Below are 18,082 nucleotides of genomic sequence, written 5' to 3'. Positions count from 1 at the left end.
CCCGACTCACACGCCGCAATGCGGCCTGACGCGTTACTTCCAGAGACCGATTTTGGTCAGCACTTCCTGGAAGTTGGCACGCGTGATCAGCGTCACGTCATCCATTGCGGTGTATTTCGCAGGCTCTTTGCCAGTGGTCACCCACTCGTACATCTGCAGGGCGGTGTTGTAGCCCTCTTTGTCCGGGCTCGGCAGCATCGAACCGAAGAAGCCACTTTCTTTCTTCTTCAACTCATCGATGGCGTCGGTGCCGTTGATGCCGATCCCGATCACGTTTTTAGGGCTGAAACCCGCACCGGCCGTGGCGCGCACACCACCCAGGACAGTGTTGTCGTTCATGCCGCCCACGATCAGGTTCTTCGCACCGCTTGGCAGTTTAGGCAACGCGGCGTTGGTGGAGTCCATGCTGCCGGGTACATCGAGGGTTTTCTGAGGGGTGAAGAGGATATGGTCTTCGGGCAGGCCGGCTTTCTTCAGCGCATCCACCGAACCGTCGGTGCGCTTCTTGCCAGTGTCCAGCTCGTTGTAAGTATTGATGATGGCGTAAGTTTCTTTAAAGTCCCAGTTGCGATTCTTCGCTTCTGTGGCCATGGCGGCGCCCTGCTTCTGACCGACCTCAAATGCAGCCATGCCCAGGTACGGCACGTCTTCCATGAAGTTGCCCTTGGCGTCGACGAAACGGTCATCGACGGCCATGACTTTCATGCCATTTGCTTTGGCTTTGGCGACGATCGAAGGGCCCAGTGAAACATCAGGCGGGCAAATGACGAAGCCCTTGGCGCCGTTGGCGGCGAGGCTGTCGATGGCAGAGAGGGTTTTTTCGCCGTCGGGCACGGCAATCTTGATCACTTCAAAGCCGTGGTCTTTTCCGGCTTTTTCCGCAAATGCCCATTCAGTCTGGAACCATGGCTCTTCAGCCTGCTTGACCAGAAAGCCGATTTTGACCTTATCGGCAGCATAACCACTGCCACTCATGCCCAGGATGGCAGTGGCGACAGCGGCACAGCACAGGGAACGAATCCCGTGGCGACTCAACATAGCTAACTCCTTATTTTTATTGAATAGCTACAGCGTCCAACATTTAGTGTCGGTCCAGGCACTCGCCAACCAGACGAGTGCTGAAACGACTGCGAACAGTCATATCATATTATCAATGGAGCGAATGTAACCGAGTGTCACGCCCGCCCCGAGTGCAGCAACAACGTTTTCAACTCAACCCGCGAAGCGATGAGACGCCAGACCGGTGATGCCCGTTTCCATCGACAGCACTGCACCGTCCAGCGCCAGCGCACCAGTGGACGGCCGGGCGCTGGTGACAAACAGCGTGGTCATGTCCGGGCCGCCAAATACACAACTGGTGGGATGACTGACCGGCAAATCGATCACACGATCAACGCTGCCATCGGGTGCGAAACGTATCAGGCAGTTGCCACCCCAGCGGGCGTTCCAGATATAGCCGTCGGTGTCCATCGCCGAGCCATCCGGGTCGCCACGCTCGTGACTTGCGGCCCATACGGTACGCTCGCCGAGCGCACCGTCGGGCTCAAGCGCGTAGCGGTAGATCACGCCGTCGAGGCTGTCGGCGGTCAACAATGAGTCCGCGCTTGCCGGCCACAGCAGGGTGTTGACGATGCCTTGACCACTCAGTAAGTGGGTGACCCCAGCCGTGGCGTCGACTTTGAACAGTCCGCCCGAACGCCGCTCGATCGGTAAGTCCCCGCCTTCGCTGTCCAGGTTGTTTTGCATGCTCCCCAACCAAAGCCTGCCCTGCGCGTCGCAACGGGCCTCGTTGGCGCGATTGCCTGACACTGGATCGGCCACGCAAAACAGCGTGACGCGGGGGCTATGTGGGGGAGAAGACAGGTCCAGGCGGTAAATGCCGCTGGCCAGGGTGACCAGTGCATCGTCGTTTACGGTGGGGATGAATGCGGACACGGGCTCATTGAATTGCCAGTGGCGAAGCTCGCCTTGATGGAGGCGCAACGCACGGAAACCGGCGATATCTACCCAATACAACGCCTGTTGGGCGTCATCCCAGAACGGTCCCTCCGCCAGTGTGTAACGCTGGTCTACGACAGGCAGCCACGTCATCGAAATCTTCCTGTTTTTTATTGTTGTCTACGGTGCAGGCAATCGCCGTGGGCGGTTCATGCCGTGCGCGCCGGTTCAGGTGCGCGGAGATTGCTGTGCGAATGAGCGGGCAATCACCTCATCCGCATTTTCGATCAAACTCATACACGCCCAGACGCCGCGGGCTGTATCACGTGTTGCAATGGCATCTGCCAGATCCTTGTGCAATGGCAAGGTGCGGCCCAGTTCGCCCGGCACACCGGACGACACTTCAAACGAAATCGCGAGCAGCGCGCCCAAGGCGGGCAACATCTGCTCGATAAACTGGTTGTGACTCGCCGCAAGGACCGCTTCGTGAAAACGCTGGTCGGCGTTGTTGTAGTCACCTTTGTCCGTCACGCTGGCCTCAAGCACCTGATACGCCGCCTGCACCTCAGCAATCTGCTGAGGGCTGGCACGCTCACAAGCCCAGCGTACCGCCATCGGCTCGATGGCCCGACGCAAGTCCAGCAAGTCCTTGACGAAGCTTTCCGACAAACCTTTCTCTGCCAGCCAGCCCACCACCTGGGGGTCAAACAGGTTCCAGCTGCGAACCGGCAATACCCGCGTTCCGACTTTGGGTCCAACTTCCAGCATCCCTTTGGCGACCAGCGTCTTGATGGCCTCCCGGATGACCGTACGGCTAACGCCAAACTCTTCGCCCAGCGCCGATTCTACTTTCAGCGACTGACCCGGCAACACGCTACCCTGAACGATCCAGGCCCCTAACCGGTCCACTGTTGACGCATGAAAACTGCTGCTCATGGCTCAGCCTCTGTCCACGGTTGTTCCGCGACGCGAGGCTAATCATCACATGATTGGCTGTCAAACGACCTGTACAGCCCTCCAATCGTGGGCTACACCTGTTGCTCAGCCTGACAAGCCTTAGCTGAGCCAAATAGTATTACAATTTAATTTAAATGGAAGTGGATTTGATCTATAAATTACAGCGGCGGGCTAAATACTCACCAATAGCATGACTATTTTGGAGCGCCGTCCGACCTCATGCTTCACACAGTCTTGCGCTGTCGGTACCCCTCCGGCGTTTCAGACTGCTGCTCACCGCCGCCCATAACAACAACAGAAAGGAACGCACCGATGCGCAACAAACTTATCCCCGGAATCGGACTGTCACTGATGATCGCAGCCCTGCACGCAAACGCCGCCGGCCTCACCAGCGAACACGCAGCGTTCGGCAAATTGCCGGACGGCACTGCCATCGAAAAATACACGCTGCGCAATAGCGACGGCATGCAAGCCACCATCATCACCTATGGCGGCACATTGCAGTCGCTGCTGGTGCCAGACAAGCACGGCAAAACAGAAGACGTGGTGCTGGGCTTCGACGACATCGAAGGTTACCTGAAAGGCACCTCGTACTTTGGCGCCACCATCGGCCGCTTCGGCAACCGCCTGGCAGACGGCAAATTCTCGCTGGACGGCAAAACCTACCAGGTGCCACAGAACGACAAGACCAACTCCCTGCACGGTGGGCCGCAAGGCTTTGACAAGCGCGTCTGGAAAGCCGAAAGCGTCAAAGACAAGAACTCGGTCGGGGTCAAGCTCAGCTACGTGTCGGTAGATGGCGAGATGGGCTTCCCCGGTACGCTGAAAACCGAGGTCACCTACAGCCTCAACGAGAAGAACGAGCTGCGCGTCCAATATCACGCCACCACTGATAAACCCACGGTGCTGAACCTCACCAACCACAGCTACTTCAACCTGGCTGGCGCAGGTAACGGCGACATCCTCGACCAGGTGGCCACGGTGCACGCAGCGCGTTACACGCCAGTCAACGGCAAGTTGATCCCGACCGGCGAATTGGCGCCAGTCGCTGGCACGCCAATGGATTTCCTCAAGCCGGTGGCGTTCGGCAAGCGTATTCGTGAAGACAATGCGCAGTTGAAGTTCGCCGAGCCGAACGAAGGCGGGTACGACTTCAACTGGGTGCTGGACAACAAAGGCGACGTGAAGAAGCTGGCCGCTGAAGTTAGCGATCCGAAATCTGGTCGTCGACTGCAGCTGTTCACCACGGAGCCGGGCGTACAGCTCTACACCGGCAATTTTCTGGACGGCACGGTGAAAGGCAAAGCCGGCAAGATCTATCCGCACTGGGGCGCGTTCACCCTCGAAACACAGCACTTTCCTGATGCACCGAACCAACCTGACTTCCCGTCTACTCGCCTGGACCCAGGAAAAGCCTACACGCAGACTGTGGTGTTCAAGTTCCTCAACAAGTAACACCCACAACTAACAACGCTGAACAAGGGGATGCCGGATTGGCATCCCCTTTAATATTCTTTCCGCACTTCTCGCGTCAGTCCTTTCATGTTCCAGCGCCGTGCAAAATGCACGGACTGTCCTGCAAAACGCACGATCCAATACTTCCCTTAGTACCTTTTCTGCATGTGGCTGACCCAATACCTGCCCCCTTCCAGATGATCTCCATTTCACTCATACATCCATTCGGAAGGTTTTTTCTTGCAGGACACTTCTTGCTGTACCACTTGTAAGCTTTTGGTGACTTGGGAGTTATTTAAAGTGAATTTTCCAAAGCGCTACGACTCAGTGAATTGATAGCGATTGATAGGGAGGTTTCCGAACGTGGGACAATACAAGCATTACCGGATCGATTATTTGCTACACGGTAAGTACAAAAGCTTCTATATCAGCGCGTCCGACATGGACAATGCTGAAGCGTGGCACTGGGCGTCTGTTGATGCGGGATTTGGCCAGATCCCCAAATACCGATCAGACCGTGTTCCCAAGGTCAGCAAGCCCAAAGCCGAGCAGTTGGGCCTTACCGACGTCGAATGGGCGGCGTCCTGAGTGTCCGAGTAGTTACGGCACCTGAACCATTAGATGTAAGCATTCAGAGGGGGAGTGATTAAAAAGTCACTTCCCCTCTTTTTATTGCCAGGATGGCAGCGATACGCCTGGCGCTCAGGGATACAGCTCTGTCAGCACCCGCAAAAATGCCTGTTTGCGCGGATTGTCTGTCGAGTTCCATGCCACTGCGATGCCAGTCCCGGCCATGTCGATCGCCAGAGGACGGGTCACCACTGCTGGGGGCAAGGCGGACGCCGCCCATTCCGGGACGATGCCCAACCCCATCCCTGATGCAACCAGCGCCAGCATGGTCGTGAACTCACCCAGCTCGCGACTGATGCGCAACGTAACGTCGCGCACGTGGAACGCCACCAGCATGTGATCGTAAAGCCCGGGACAGAACTTGCGGGCCAACACGCAGACCTCACGATTGATCAGGTCTGCCGGCTCTATGATTGCTTTGCCGCTCAGCGGATCGTCCAGCGGCATCGCCACCATCAGCGGCTCCTCGAACAGCAGACGCGCATTGAGCCCGGCCGGCTGAAACGGCAAGCGCACCAGCCCGAAATCCAGCTTATCGGCACGCAGGGCGTCGAGTTGCTCGGGGGACGGCATGTCCTTGAGCTCCAGCTCGATGCCCGGCAACCGTTCGTTGAGGGTGCGCAGCAATCGCGGCAGCAGTTCTGCGAGCACCGAGGACACGAATGCGATCTTCAACCGACCGACCTCTCCGGCACCCGACCGCGCCACCACGTCTCGGGCGCGTGCCGCCTGAGCCAGCGTGGCGTGGGCCTCGGGGAGCAGGAGACGGCCTTCTTCAGTGAGCACCACCTTGTGCCGGTCTCGCTCGAAAAGCGCTGCGCCGAGGCTTTTTTCCAGTGCCCGGATCTGCGCGCTTAACGCTGGCTGCACGATGTGCAAACGCTCCGCAGATCGGCCGAAGTGCAATTCCTCGGCCAGTACGGCAAACGCCCGTAAATGTTTCAGCTCCACGTTTTGATTCCTGTCCAGGGCAACCAGCGGTCCGATCGCGCCCGTCCGGTGGAAGCCACGCAGCGTTTCGGAGCGCCTATTCGAAAGGGTGCCTACCGGCGGAAGATGGCACCCATGCGGTTAATAGCAAAAACTGATCATTAAACGATCATTCGCCGAAAGGCCGCTTACTTACCGGTCTACAGCCAGTTATCCACAGACATATTCACCCTTTCCGTGGACAACTATTTGTAACCTGATGCGTTGACTTTTAAATGCAAGGGTTTACCAGGCGATAGCGCAAAGAATAGGTGCTTGGTTGCTCTGTGCGCATCCCATTCAGCGGTGAACGGGGTTGATCAATGAGTTAAGCACGTGGTCAGCCCACTCACCGTTGATGTGCAGATACGCACGGGCCAGCCCTTCACGCTCGAAACCCATGGCGGCGAGAACTCGCTCACTGCGCAGGTTTTCCGGCACGTGACTGGCCATGACCCGATGCAGTCCCAGCGCCTCAAACACATAGGCGATCCCTGCGGTCAGCGCTTCGCGCATCAACCCTTTGCCTTCGGCATGCGCAGCCAGTGAATAACCCAGATGGCAAGCCTGGAAGACGCCCAGCACGATATTGCTGAAATTGCACTCGCCAACCAGCTCACCTTCGTGGCCATCGACTGGCCGGGTCAGCACCAGCAAGTGCAACGCGCGTCCGGCGAGCCTTTCCTGCTCAACGTATTCGATCCTTTGCTCGACAGCCTTGAGCCCGAAGAAACTGACAGACCGCAACGGCTGCCAAGGTTGAAGATGGTGACGATTGACGATGTGGTACTGCTGAATCGCCAACGCATCGGCAGGTACAGGGGGACGCAGGACAAGGCGCTTTGTGGTGAGCTGGATCAACGCGGGGTCAGCGATAACGTCCATCAACGCCGCCCCGAAGATGGGCTAGCCGGGCGATTGCCGGCGTGTGAAGCGAGGGCATCGGAATGTGGCATGGGGTGTCCCCGTGAGGATCAAAAGCTGGACGTCAGTGCGGGTTAACCCGCATGGAGGCTCGCCAATTAAGTTGGCTGCTATCAACCAAGTCTGAACAATTTCTACAGCTATCCGCAATCAATGCAAGAGCGTACGGGCAACGCGAGGACGCAATGGGCTGCCCAGCAGCCCTGAAACCAGAAAGCCTGGCGTTACCTCACTTACTTCAAAACGCCAGCTTATACCCGATCACCACCAGCATAAGCGCCAGACAGGGGCGCAGGATGTTGTCCGGAATCCGACCGGTCAGGTGGCTGCCGATGTAAATACCCGGCAGCGAGCCCATCAACAGGAAGCCCAGCATCGACCAGTCCATGTTGCCCATGCTCGCGTGCCCAAGGCCTGCGACCAGTGTCAGCGGCACTGCGTGAGCGATCTCGGTGCCGACCAGACGCCGTGTATCGAGAAACGGATACAGCAGAAACAATGCCACCGTGCCCAGGGCTCCCGCGCCGATTGACGTCAGCGCCACCATAACCCCGAGGATCACACCGGTAACGACCGTCAACAGATTGAGCGTGCGATCGCTCAATCGATAATGATCGCCCGCATGTTTCTGGGCGAAGGCCAGCAAGCGCTTCTTGAAGAAGATCGCCAGCGCTGTCAGCAACAGCACAACCCCCAACGCCTGCTTGATAATAGAGTTCATGGCATCGGGCGCGGTGTGCAAGGTACTCAGGAACAACAGCGTGAGCGCCGCTGCGGGCACACTGCCCAACGTCATCCAGCCGGTAATCTTCCAGTCGATGTTGTCGTTTTTCTTGTGGACCAGTACCCCGCCACTTTTAGTAATGGCCGCATACAGCAAATCAGTGCCCACCGCGGTGGCCGGATTGATGCCAAACCAGAGCAGGATCGGTGTCATCAACGACCCGCCACCGACCCCGGTCATGCCTACGATAAAGCCCACTACCAACCCTGCGACGACAAAACCCGCGTTGCCAAAATCCATTGCGATACCCGAAACGTGCAAGACAGCGAAAAAACTGGGACGCAGCATATCGATGTTCTTATGAAGAACCTATATCGAAACGCTCTAACGTTATAACCAGATGCTTAAAAATCAGGGCATTTCCAACCTATTCGACGCCCCCCCCATCAACCACGTCGATGAGCACCATGCATCCTGTTGAGTTTTGATTCGAGCGTGGATCGGTAACATAGCGGCCACGCCCACTCGACCGGACTACGTACCATGCTCATTCACGCGATCAACCTCATTGCCCTCACCGCCATTACTGTCTACGCCGTAAACCGTTATTTCTTTTTTGCCGATCTGGTTAAAGCAGCCACCATCGAAGCCGACGAGTGACCCCCCTCTCCGTCGGCCCCCGACAGCGAGCCTGGTCCACCAAGCCGCATCGTGATCTGCCTTTCTATTTTTTCAGCAGCCGTTCACCATAGGCGCCTTTCATGGCGCGCTTTACGGCGAGCCACTACAGTCAGATGCTCCGACGGTTTCAGGATGAAATTGATGCGCTCTATATTGATGACCAGTTCGCTTTTCTTGTTTCTGGCCGGCTGCGGCTCCACTCCCAACAATCCGTCCGTTACCCTGGACACCCAGAAATCGCCTGCTGATTACGCCGCCTGCGTTTTCCCAAAGTGGCAGAAGGCCAAGCCTGATGCGACCCTGACCGAATCCAAAGGTCATTACCGAATTCTGGTTCCGAGCAAAGTTGCCGCTGACGAAATACTCGAAGTCTACAAGGGCAACCCCAATACCCGCGTGTTCATCTACCAGCGCGTCCCCCTGTCCGGGCTGCTTCACGGCAAACTCGAAACTGCCGCCCGCGATTGTCTTTGACAGGACAGGGCCTCGTTAATAGCGAGGCCCTTCAAACCTATAAATTCATCCAGTTACCGCTCGACTGAATACTCTGTTTTTTATTGAACTTATTTTGATGAAGGCAACTAATGCGCATCCCCACGCATTGTGACTTAGTCGTTTTAAATTATTACCTATTCAGATTGGACGAACACCGTCCAGCTCCCTATTCTCAAGAGCGTCTACTCCCGCTGCACGGCGCGCTGTATAGACTTCATCTAATACTCGATCTATTCCAGCGCATTGAAACCATCAGCTAATGACTCTCGAGGCAACTATGAAACGCTATCTCTGGCTCGGACTGCTCGGCACGTTATCCTTCGGCGCACATGCGGCGTCCATCGAAGTCCCCATCAATCTGGTCAGTGCCGACGGCGCACCCAAGGCCATCGGCGAAATTACTGTCAGCGAGACCGCTTACGGTCTTGAGTTCACCCCCAAACTGAACTCACTGCCAGCGGGCGTGCATGGTTTTCACGTCCATGAAAACGGTAGCTGCGAGGCCGGCACCAAAGACGGCGTGAAAGTTGCTGCACTCGCTGCAGGCGGTCACTTCGATCCGGGCAAAACCGGCAAGCACCTGGGGCCCTACGCCGACGGCCATCTGGGGGATCTCCCGGCCATTTACGTGACTGCGGACGGCATGGCGACCAACCCGGTACTTGCCCCTCGCTTGAAGAAGATTTCAGAAATCAAAGGCCATGCCTTGATGGTTCACGCCGGGGGTGACAACCACTCCGACATGCCAAAACCACTGGGCGGTGGCGGTGACCGGATGGCCTGCGGCGTAATCTGATCAGCAATTCCCGCTGCAAGTGGAATCCAGCAGGTAGCGGCCGCTGCCGATGTCAGGCACGGCTGCCACTGTCGGCGTCCAGCTGCAAGCCCGGCTCGTCCAGATGCTCTGGCTGCAGCGGGCGATGGCGTAACTCACGCAGCTGTCGCTTGAGCGTTGCGGTCGACGGTGCATAAAGGAAGCCAAACGATACGCTGTTTTGCCGTCCTTTTACCGCGTGATGCATCAAATGGGCGTGGTATAGGCGGCGCAGATAGCGATGACGCGGTTTGGGCCGAACCGGCCAGTGCCGGTGAACGATGCCGTCATGCACCACCACGTAGATCAGCCCGAATGCCGCCACGCCGGCGCCCACCCACTGCAACGGCTCATGCCCGCTGTTACCCAGCACGATCAGCCCGATGGCCACCGCCGCCAGCACCATCAGATAAACATCGTTGCTTTCGAGGACGCCGAGATGCTCTTCGTGATGCGACCGATGCAGCCACCAGCCGCAGCCGTGCATTACATACTTGTGGCCGAGGTAGCCAGCACCCTCCATGGCGACCAGGGTGCAGAGAAAAATGGCGAAATTGAACATCATCGGCTAACAGTCACTCATCTACGTCATGGACGACCCACTTGACCGCGCCACCTTAGCGCCTTGCGCCGAGGCCTTCCAGCGCTATGGCGACAGATAAACCTGGCGGCGCGGCAACCTTTTCCATCATGTCGTTTGCTTTCCCCACCAAACGCCGTAGAAAATACCGGCCATGCGTGGGCGTCGCGAATGCCCACTGTTCTACTGCCACCCGCCACTGCCGGCCAGGTGGTACCGCTTTCAGGGAATTCAGAATGGCTTCAAGACACGTCATCAATGCCTCGGTCAGCCCCAAGGGTAGCCTCGAAACACTTTCCCAACGTGAAGTCCATCAGTTGAGCGAAGCGGGTTCGGGCAGCATTTACAACCTGTTCCGCCAATGCGCGCTGGCGATCCTCAACACCGGCGCTCACGTCGACAACGCTAAAACCATCCTTGAGGCGTACAAGGATTTCGAAGTCCGTATTCATCAGCAAGACCGTGGCGTGCGCCTTGAACTGCTCAATGCGCCCGCCGATGCCTTTGTCGACGGCGAAATGATCGCCAGCACTCGCGAGATGCTGTTCAGCGCACTGCGCGACATCGTCTATACCGAAAGCGAGCTGGACAGCCAGCGTATTGACCTGAGCACCTCGCAGGGAATCACCGACTACGTGTTTCACCTGCTGCGCAACGCCCGCACCCTGCGCGCAGGCGTCGAGCCGAAAATGGTGGTCTGCTGGGGCGGTCACTCGATCAACACCGAAGAATACAAATACACCAAGAAGGTCGGCCACGAGCTGGGCCTGCGTAAACTGGATATCTGCACCGGTTGCGGCCCCGGCGTCATGAAAGGCCCGATGAAGGGCGCGACCATTGCTCACGCCAAACAGCGCATCAACGGGGGCCGCTACCTGGGCCTGACCGAGCCCGGCATCATTGCCGCCGAAGCGCCCAACCCCATCGTCAACGAGCTGGTGATCCTGCCGGACATCGAGAAGCGTCTGGAAGCCTTCGTGCGTGTGGGCCACGGGATCATCATCTTCCCGGGTGGCGCGGGCACGGCCGAAGAGTTCTTGTACCTGCTGGGCATTCTGATGCACCCGGACAACCAGGGGCTGCCGTTCCCGGTGATTCTCACCGGCCCCAAAAGCACCGCACCGTACCTGGAGCAATTGCACGCCTTTGTCGGTGCAACACTGGGCGAAGAGGCGCAGCGGCATTACGAAATCATCATCGACGACCCGGCCCAGGTCGCACGCCAGATGACTGAAGGCCTGAAGGCCGTTCGACAGTTCCGCCGTGAGCGCAACGACGCGTTCCACTTCAACTGGATGCTGAAGATCGAAGAAGGCTTCCAGCGTCCGTTCGATCCGACCCACGAAAACATGGCGGCCTTGCAACTGAGCCGCGACCTGCCCCCGCACCAACTGGCGGCTAACCTGCGTCGCGCGTTCTCCGGGATCGTGGCGGGGAACGTCAAGGACAAGGGCATCCGTTTGATCGAAGAGCACGGCCCATACGAAATCCATGGCGATGCCGCCGTGATGCAGCCGCTGGACAAGCTGCTGCAGGCGTTCGTCGAACAGCACCGCATGAAGCTGCCCGGCGGCGCTGCCTACGAGCCTTGTTACCGCGTTGTTTCCTAAATCGGCCCCTCACCTGTAGGAGCGCGCTTGCCCGCGAAAACGATTTGCCTGTCTGCATCAACGTCGTAGACAGATCGCCATCGCGGGCAAGCTCGCTCCTACAGTTTCACCTCTTAGCCGGATTCCCCATGATCACCATCCGCCCCATGACCCTCGATGATTTCGAGGCATTCTGGCCCACGTTTCAGGCGGTCGTCGTCGCTCAGCAAACTTACGCCTACGACCCTGCACTGACGCAGGACGACGCTCGGCATCTATGGCTGGACTACCCGCTGCAGACGCTGATCGCTGAAGAAGACGGCGTGTTGCTCGGCAGCTATTACCTCAAGGCCAACGCAGCCGGGCCAGGCAGCCACGTCAGCAACTGCGGTTACATGGTCACTGAAGCCGCCCGCGGACGCGGGATTGCCCGGATGATGTGCGAGCACTCGCAACAACTGGCTCGCGAGCACGGCTTTCAGGCCATGCAGTTCAATTCGGTGGTGGCGACCAACGAAGTGGCCGTCGCGCTCTGGCAAAAGCTCGGTTTCGACGTGGTCGGCCGCCTGCCCCGCGCTTATCGCCATAAGCAACTGGGGCTGGTGGATTGTCTGGTGATGTACAAATGGCTGGGCGAGCCGGACACCTCACGCAAAGCCAAAAGCCCGTTATTGATTGGCCGCAAGAACATCGAGTCCGTGGTGTCCCGACCTCAGCGCGGGCATCAGCCAGGCTGATGCAGTTGCGCTGGGCGCAGTGGGATTACTGAACTTGAGTGGAGGGTGGCAGCCATACCTCGATCACGTTTTTTTGTGGTTTCAGCCCTTCAGCCAGCGGCACGACGTTCCATTGAGTCGAGCCACCGTTGGACCGCAAGGCGTTGGCGCACGCCAGCGAATCGGCGGTGTGATAAATAATGGTCGGCACCGGATATGGCGTGGGCGCACGACGATTGGCACGGCGAGCGGTGTCCTGTACATCCTCGATGGGCGGCACCGATGCCCTGAGCTCTTCGCGCCAAGGCCCGCGCAATGAACGACTGTAATCACGCAATTGTGGCCCGTAGATTTGCAGGTAAACCGTCTGCCCTTCGCAGACCGGCGCTGCGGCTTGAGGGGCAGCCGAGAAACCCGCGTTTGGTTCGTCAATGGATTCCTCGACAGAAACAGGTGCCGGGGCTGGCATCGGTGCCGAGGACGCCCAGTCTGTGGTTTCGGTGATAGTGCTCACACGGCCCACCGGCCAGCAGTTGGACGCTGACAGCGGCTTAACCGACCAATCACGAATCCAGTAAGTCGGCTCGCACACCGGACGCGGCGAAGTCTGCAAGCACTCAGGCGCATCGTCACCGAGTAACACCGCACACGATGGGTGTGGGCTTGGCGATTCACTGCATGCCTCCCTGGTTTTTTCGACCATGAATCGCATCTGCCGCGAGCCGAGAAACGCGTCGATATTGCGCTTGGTGCAAACCTGCTCTCCTACCCGCCACAGCTCGGTCGCCATTTCGCCCAACGGCCCGTCCATGTTCGGATCAGCCCCAGGCCCCGCTGGCGGTAATCTGGCAAAGATCGACGTGAGCTGCCTGAACGCAGTGGGTTCGATTTTCTTCTGCGACGTTTGTTGGGTCATCTCACTGTTAATCATCTGCCAACCCGCCAGCCCCACCGAAGCAATCGCTCCCAGACTGATCGACGCCGACACTGCACCCGTTGAGGCAATTCGCGAAGAAATTCGCTTCGATGAAAACCGCAATCCCACGCTGCCGTCTTCTTTCGTCACGCGGATGGCGCCGTCGTCATCGACGAAGTGGTCCTGGGCAAATGCGCAGATGTCCTTCAACTGCTTGAGTTCGATATTGCACCCCAACGTTTGGCCCAGCTGAAAATAGCTTTCCCACTGCGCTTCGCTAAAGGATTGGTCGGTTGTGGGTTCTTGCGGAAACAACGGGTTGTCCGCCTTGAAATTGACAAGATCGACCGAGGCCCCGTGACACATGTTTGGCTTGACGATGATCATGTGGCCTTTTCGCCGAGTGCGGCCGTAATCTACTCGGGCCAGCGCGAGACAGGCCTGGCTGTCCGCAGAGCCAAGCTCGTTGAGCGAGCCAAACGCCGTAGGCAAACGTGGATCAGCATGTTTGGGGCGCAGAAACGTGATTTCCACCTGCAGGTCGATGCGCGCCTTGCGCACCAGATTTTCTAGATCACCGAAGGCATAGCGCGGGTCAGCGCCACAATCGGCCACCACAATGACCTCGCACTCTTCGCGCAGCAGCGCATAACTGGCGGTGTTTTCAAAATGCCCGCCGTCGCTGAGAAACCAGTCCTGCCGCTGGTCGCCGCTGAACCGGCCGCGCAATTCACTCCACAACTGTCCGTATTTGCCGATACGGCTGACCTTGGACTTTCCCCCGATGCCGGCGCTGTCCCACCAATAACCCAGGCGGATCCCGGCGATGGTCAGCAGCGCAGCGATGCCCGAGCGGGTTGAAGCGCCCAGACCGGGGGCTACGGCGGCACCTGAAATGGCGACCCAGGCGCCCAGACTCAAACTGTTCTCGGGGCAGCCGGGATGCCAGACGTTTTCTGCCTGGGACACGCACCCATCAGAACGCACGGTCAACAGCGTGCCCTTGCGATCCTGGTTGAACAGGCCGCCCAGCGCGTCGCTCGTCTGGTTGACGCACACATTGATCAGATGAACCGGACCGCCTCCCTGATCAGGTCGGTAATCGCTCATCGCCAGATCGTCGCCGCTGTCGACCTGACTCACGCGCAGCGGCAACGTCTGACTGACGGCCTTGCCGGTGCAGCTGCTTTGCTGGCCTGGCGCTGACGGAAATCGCCCCGGATTGGCTGCCCCCAGATAACTGCGAATCAACCGTGCGCGGTAAAAGGCATACAGCGAGGATCGATTGAGGAAATCGCGGTTACCCGCAGACACCAGCACCATGAGCAGCGGCGCAATGCACAGCCAACCCACTGATTGCCACGCCGACCCGAACTGCAAGCCCGCCACACTAGTATCAAACAGCACAACGGTCGCGGCCCGATGTACAACGCTGACCCAGAACACCACCAGCATGAACGTGATCACCACGCCCGCGAGGTTGATGATCTCCATGACCACGCGCCGCGTTCCGGGGATCAGGCTCTTGGGCAGGTCGGAGATCATCGGAACGGTCGCCCTCAGCGCCACGGCAATCACCGCCAGTGTTCCGCCCAACTGGCCTTGAACCACGGTATTGACGTTGGCCAGCATCCACGCCAGAAAATCGATAATGCCCAGCAACACCACGCCCAGCGACAGCTTCAACATTAAGGCCAGGGCATGGGTCAATCGGTTGCGTATGCGGTCCGGGTCGCTCCCCGACTTGAACGTCAGCACGCTGGCCAGGCCAATGCCCAGTATCCATGCCCCCATCAGCGCGATGGCCAGCGCCACCCAACCGCCAGGCAGTATGAGCGTGCCGGTGAAATCAGGCAGAAAAGCCAAAGTGCTGGTTGAGTGACGCAGCAGGATTACGATGCCAAGACCGGCCATCAGCGCCGTACAGGCGCGCTGCATGGCCAGAAAACGGCGCTTGCCCGTCGGCATCGCCCAATAAGTACAGGACAGGATTGCCGCGACCCAGGCGACCGGTATCAGTGCCATCCACACCGTCGGCCAGTTCGAGAAAAAATCGATCACTGTCAGATCCAGCCACTGCGGGCCATCGCAGCCGCCACCAGGCGCCAGACAGTCAGCCCAGCCCCACACGCCCAGGTCGATGCACAACAGCAATCCGGCGAGTATCAACGACATCAGAGCGAGTTCGACGTGAACGCCCAGCAGGTTGCGGCCAAAGTTGGCAATTGCTAAAAGTAAGTCTTGTAATCCCCTGGGAATCAGGTAACGACCATTGGCGCGAAGCCAAAGCGCAAACCAGCGCGCCTGCGCACTTGCAATGTCTTTTTCGAGCTTCATCGGATCCGGCGCGCCGGTCTTGCCTTCGTTGTGAAACAGCTTGCCCAGCGTCGAGCCGATATAACCACCACCTGAAACCGTCGACAGCAGATCAATACGGTGCAGCAGGCCTTTCTCGGCAAGGGCTTTGATCAAACCAAAACAGAACGTGGCGCTGCGGATGCCGCCACCAGACAGCGCCAGCCCCCAAGGTCGCGCGGACAATGAAGCGCGAACGTCGGGAGGAAGTTTTTTACGGCGCTCTTCAAAGAGAAATTTAAGGTCGGAGGGCGGTGTCGTGCCAGAGGCATGTGGGGTGTTGGGGGTCGTCATCTTTGCGATCCTTACCTGGAAGCAAGACGAGGCGAAAACCGGGACAGCACCTGAAGGCCAGTCTCGCTCGCTGTCGTGCCAGAGGCATGTGGGGTGTTGGGGGTCGTCATCTTTGCGATCCTTACCTGGAAGCAAGACGAGGCGAAAACCGGGACAGCACCTGAAGGCCAGTCTCGCTCGCTGCTGAAAGAATGAACGGGTAAGGCACTGCGACGAATGCCGCAGTAAGGCACACCAGGCGTGAGCGTGTGATCGACTTCTTTGGTACGGACCTGAAGCAGAGAGAGCGAAATCAGCCAGCGCACGTAAAACTTACGATAGTCCAGAGTTCGTAGCGGCGCATTTGATTTGATCGGACGACGCTTTCGCACTTGCCTGATTGCCATCTCTCTACGATTCTCTATCCACGGCCCGATCCACACCTGCGGCCGCCCTGACGAATAAGCGCCGGAGAGGCCAGCATGAAGACCGTAGCCGAACTACTGAAGCTCAAAGCCCATCATCACGGGGAAGTCCACACTGTCACGCCTGAGCACATGGTGATCGACGCGCTCAAGTTGATGGCCGACAAGAACATCGGTGCCGTGCCCGTGGTCAAGGATGGGCGCGTGGTCGGCATCCTCAGCGAACGCGATTACGCGCGCAAACTGGTGCTCAAGGGGCTTTCATCCATTGGCACGCCGGTCAGCGACATCATGACGCGCGAGGTCAGAACCGTTGACCCGCAGCACACGCTGGACACGTGCATGGGCATCATGACCGACCTGCGCCTGCGCCATTTACCCGTGGTCGAGGAAGGCAAATTGGTGGGTTTGCTGTCCATCGGCGATCTGGTCAAAGAGGCGATTGCCGAGCAAGCCGAGTTGATCAAGACCATGGAGCAGTACATACGCGGTGAGATTTCCTGAGTGCGCCACATTTGATGCCGAGCATGAGTCCAGCCGTGAGCTATCGCCTCGCCACTGCAGATGATGCGCTGTGCATCGGCGCGCTCGGGACGCAGGTGTGGCTGGATACCTACGCCACGGAGGGCATCCGCCCAGCGTTGGCGAACGTGGTGCTTGAGCATTTCAGCCCTCACGCGGTGTCGGTGACCCTCTCCCAGGCAGACGTTAGCGTGGTAGTGGCTGAACGCGCAGGCCATTTAGTGGGGTTCGCGCAGATACGCCTGGGCGTTGACCACCCGCACACCAACGCCGAGGCCAGTGCAGAACTGGAGCGTCTTTACGTACAGGAGCGCTTTACAGGACAAGGCATCGGCGGAGCGTTGCTCACACAATCAGAAGACCTGGCATGCGAGCGTGGGGCACGCGTTTTGTGGCTGACCGCGTGGGTGCGCAACACTCGCGCGCTAGCCTTTTACCCACGTCAGGGTTACGAAGATACAGGCAGCACGTTCTATTGCTTCAACAATGAGCACTTTGAAAACCGGCTATTCAGCAAACGCCTTGCCGACTGACACCGTCGGCAAGGACGCCACACCACTGTCAGCTCACTTTGAACCGATTGATCATCGCCACCAGTCGCTCATTGGACGCCATCAGCGATTCGACGCTGCTGTCAGTCTGTTTGCCGCAACCGACCAGCTCCCCGACCATGTGCCGGATCGCGACCATGTTCTGGTTGATCTCTTCGGTCACGGCGCTCTGCTGCTCGGCCGCTGTCGCAATGTGTGCGCTGAGGTCGTGAATACGCAGTACTGAACTGGCCATACCATCCAGGCCTTCGTTGACCCGTGAAGTGCGATCGGCGGTCGATTGACAGCTGATCTTGGTTTTTTCCATTGCACCCACGGCCGTGCTCACGCCCTGCTCCAGGCGGTTGAGCATTTCGTTGATCTCCGACGTGCTTTGTTGCGTGCGGCCGGCCAGTGCGCGCACTTCATCGGCCACCACCGCAAAGCCCCTGCCCTGCTCCCCAGCCCGCGCCGCTTCGATGGCAGCGTTGAGTGCCAACAGGTTGGTTTGCTGTGCAATCCCGCCAATCACCCCCAGTACGTCGGTGATGCGCTTGGCATCGACCTGCATTTCCTGAACATATTGGGT

At 58.5% G+C, this 18,082-nt stretch carries 16 protein-coding genes and 1 pseudogene; 8 read left to right on the top strand and 9 right to left on the bottom strand.

Going from position 1 to position 18,082, the window contains the following annotated elements; all coding sequences use genetic code 11:
* Positions 1-33 precede the first annotated feature (33 nt).
* The 3 genes from OYW20_RS11510 to OYW20_RS11500 all read right to left on the bottom strand — a co-directional run bounded on the left by OYW20_RS11510 (position 34) and on the right by OYW20_RS11500 (position 2,874).
* Positions 34-1,038 carry a substrate-binding domain-containing protein gene (locus tag OYW20_RS11510; RefSeq protein ID WP_268800791.1) on the bottom strand — a complete coding sequence of 335 codons (1,005 nt, stop codon included), beginning with the start codon at positions 1,036-1,038 and terminating at the stop codon, positions 34-36.
* Positions 1,039-1,212: 174 nt separating this feature from the next.
* Positions 1,213-2,091, bottom strand: a complete 879-nt coding sequence (locus OYW20_RS11505; protein WP_268800790.1) for an SMP-30/gluconolactonase/LRE family protein — start codon at positions 2,089-2,091, stop codon at positions 1,213-1,215.
* Between the two features lie 75 nt (positions 2,092-2,166).
* Complete coding sequence (locus OYW20_RS11500) at positions 2,167-2,874, bottom strand: FadR/GntR family transcriptional regulator (protein ID WP_268800789.1); 708 nt, start codon at positions 2,872-2,874, stop codon at positions 2,167-2,169.
* 333 nt (positions 2,875-3,207) lie between these two features.
* On the opposite strand from OYW20_RS11500, the gene OYW20_RS11495 reads away from it, so the two are divergent.
* Positions 3,208-4,350, top strand: coding sequence for an aldose epimerase family protein (locus tag OYW20_RS11495; protein WP_268800788.1), 1,143 nt, complete (start codon positions 3,208-3,210; stop codon positions 4,348-4,350).
* A 363-nt stretch (positions 4,351-4,713) separates the two neighbouring features.
* A complete protein-coding gene (locus OYW20_RS11490; protein ID WP_268800787.1) occupies positions 4,714-4,938 on the top strand; it encodes a DUF6555 family protein in 225 nt (74 codons plus the stop codon).
* Positions 4,939-5,052: 114 nt separating this feature from the next.
* Here OYW20_RS11490 and OYW20_RS11485 read toward each other — a convergent pair whose 3' ends face one another.
* The 3 genes from OYW20_RS11485 to OYW20_RS11475 form a co-directional block, all read right to left on the bottom strand.
* Positions 5,053-5,931 carry a LysR family transcriptional regulator gene (locus tag OYW20_RS11485; protein WP_268800786.1) on the bottom strand — a complete coding sequence of 293 codons (879 nt, stop codon included), beginning with the start codon at positions 5,929-5,931 and terminating at the stop codon, positions 5,053-5,055.
* 318 nt (positions 5,932-6,249) lie between these two features.
* Positions 6,250-6,834: a GNAT family N-acetyltransferase gene (locus OYW20_RS11480; RefSeq protein WP_268800785.1), complete on the bottom strand. Its 585-nt coding sequence runs from the start codon at positions 6,832-6,834 to the stop codon at positions 6,250-6,252.
* A 277-nt stretch (positions 6,835-7,111) separates the two neighbouring features.
* Entirely contained in the window at positions 7,112-7,897 is a 786-nt protein-coding gene (locus OYW20_RS11475) for a sulfite exporter TauE/SafE family protein (RefSeq protein WP_268801105.1), read from the bottom strand.
* A 522-nt stretch (positions 7,898-8,419) separates the two neighbouring features.
* On the opposite strand from OYW20_RS11475, the gene OYW20_RS11470 reads away from it, so the two are divergent.
* Both OYW20_RS11470 and sodC read left to right on the top strand, forming a co-directional pair.
* Positions 8,420-8,752 carry a hypothetical protein gene (locus OYW20_RS11470; RefSeq protein ID WP_268800784.1) on the top strand — a complete coding sequence of 111 codons (333 nt, stop codon included), beginning with the start codon at positions 8,420-8,422 and terminating at the stop codon, positions 8,750-8,752.
* A gap of 298 nt (positions 8,753-9,050) precedes the next feature.
* A complete protein-coding gene (gene sodC / locus OYW20_RS11465; RefSeq protein WP_268800783.1) occupies positions 9,051-9,569 on the top strand; it encodes a superoxide dismutase [Cu-Zn] SodC in 519 nt (172 codons plus the stop codon).
* A 52-nt stretch (positions 9,570-9,621) separates the two neighbouring features.
* Here sodC and OYW20_RS11460 read toward each other — a convergent pair whose 3' ends face one another.
* On the bottom strand, positions 9,622-10,152 hold the full coding sequence (locus OYW20_RS11460) for a sterol desaturase family protein (RefSeq protein ID WP_268800782.1): 531 nt from the start codon (positions 10,150-10,152) through the stop codon (positions 9,622-9,624).
* A 251-nt stretch (positions 10,153-10,403) separates the two neighbouring features.
* On the opposite strand from OYW20_RS11460, the gene ppnN reads away from it, so the two are divergent.
* Positions 10,404-11,777: a nucleotide 5'-monophosphate nucleosidase PpnN gene (gene ppnN / locus OYW20_RS11455; protein ID WP_268800781.1), complete on the top strand. Its 1,374-nt coding sequence runs from the start codon at positions 10,404-10,406 to the stop codon at positions 11,775-11,777.
* Between the two features lie 128 nt (positions 11,778-11,905).
* Positions 11,906-12,493 (top strand): GNAT family N-acetyltransferase, encoded by a 588-nt coding sequence (locus OYW20_RS11450; RefSeq protein ID WP_268800780.1) that lies wholly within the window; start codon positions 11,906-11,908, stop codon positions 12,491-12,493.
* Positions 12,494-12,518: 25 nt separating this feature from the next.
* Here OYW20_RS11450 and OYW20_RS11445 read toward each other — a convergent pair whose 3' ends face one another.
* Positions 12,519-16,037, bottom strand: coding sequence for a patatin-like phospholipase domain-containing protein (locus OYW20_RS11445; RefSeq protein WP_268800779.1), 3,519 nt, complete (start codon positions 16,035-16,037; stop codon positions 12,519-12,521).
* Between the two features lie 461 nt (positions 16,038-16,498).
* On the opposite strand from OYW20_RS11445, the gene OYW20_RS11440 reads away from it, so the two are divergent.
* Positions 16,499-16,945, top strand: a complete 447-nt coding sequence (locus OYW20_RS11440) for a CBS domain-containing protein (protein WP_268800778.1) — start codon at positions 16,499-16,501, stop codon at positions 16,943-16,945.
* Between the two features lie 23 nt (positions 16,946-16,968).
* Positions 16,969-17,496 carry a GNAT family N-acetyltransferase gene (locus OYW20_RS11435; RefSeq protein WP_268800777.1) on the top strand — a complete coding sequence of 176 codons (528 nt, stop codon included), beginning with the start codon at positions 16,969-16,971 and terminating at the stop codon, positions 17,494-17,496.
* 28 nt (positions 17,497-17,524) lie between these two features.
* On the opposite strand, the pseudogene OYW20_RS26215 reads toward OYW20_RS11435, so the two are convergent.
* Positions 17,525-18,073: pseudogene (locus OYW20_RS26215) on the bottom strand (methyl-accepting chemotaxis protein); the annotation flags it as partial.
* Between the last annotated feature and the right edge of the window lie 9 nt (positions 18,074-18,082).

It is taken from the genome of Pseudomonas sp. BSw22131 (genome assembly GCF_026810445.1).
Lineage (GTDB): Bacteria > Pseudomonadota > Gammaproteobacteria > Pseudomonadales > Pseudomonadaceae > Aquipseudomonas > Aquipseudomonas huanghezhanensis.
The sequence above is the reverse complement of the archived record's forward strand: the minus strand, read 5'-3'. Positions and strand labels throughout refer to the sequence as shown.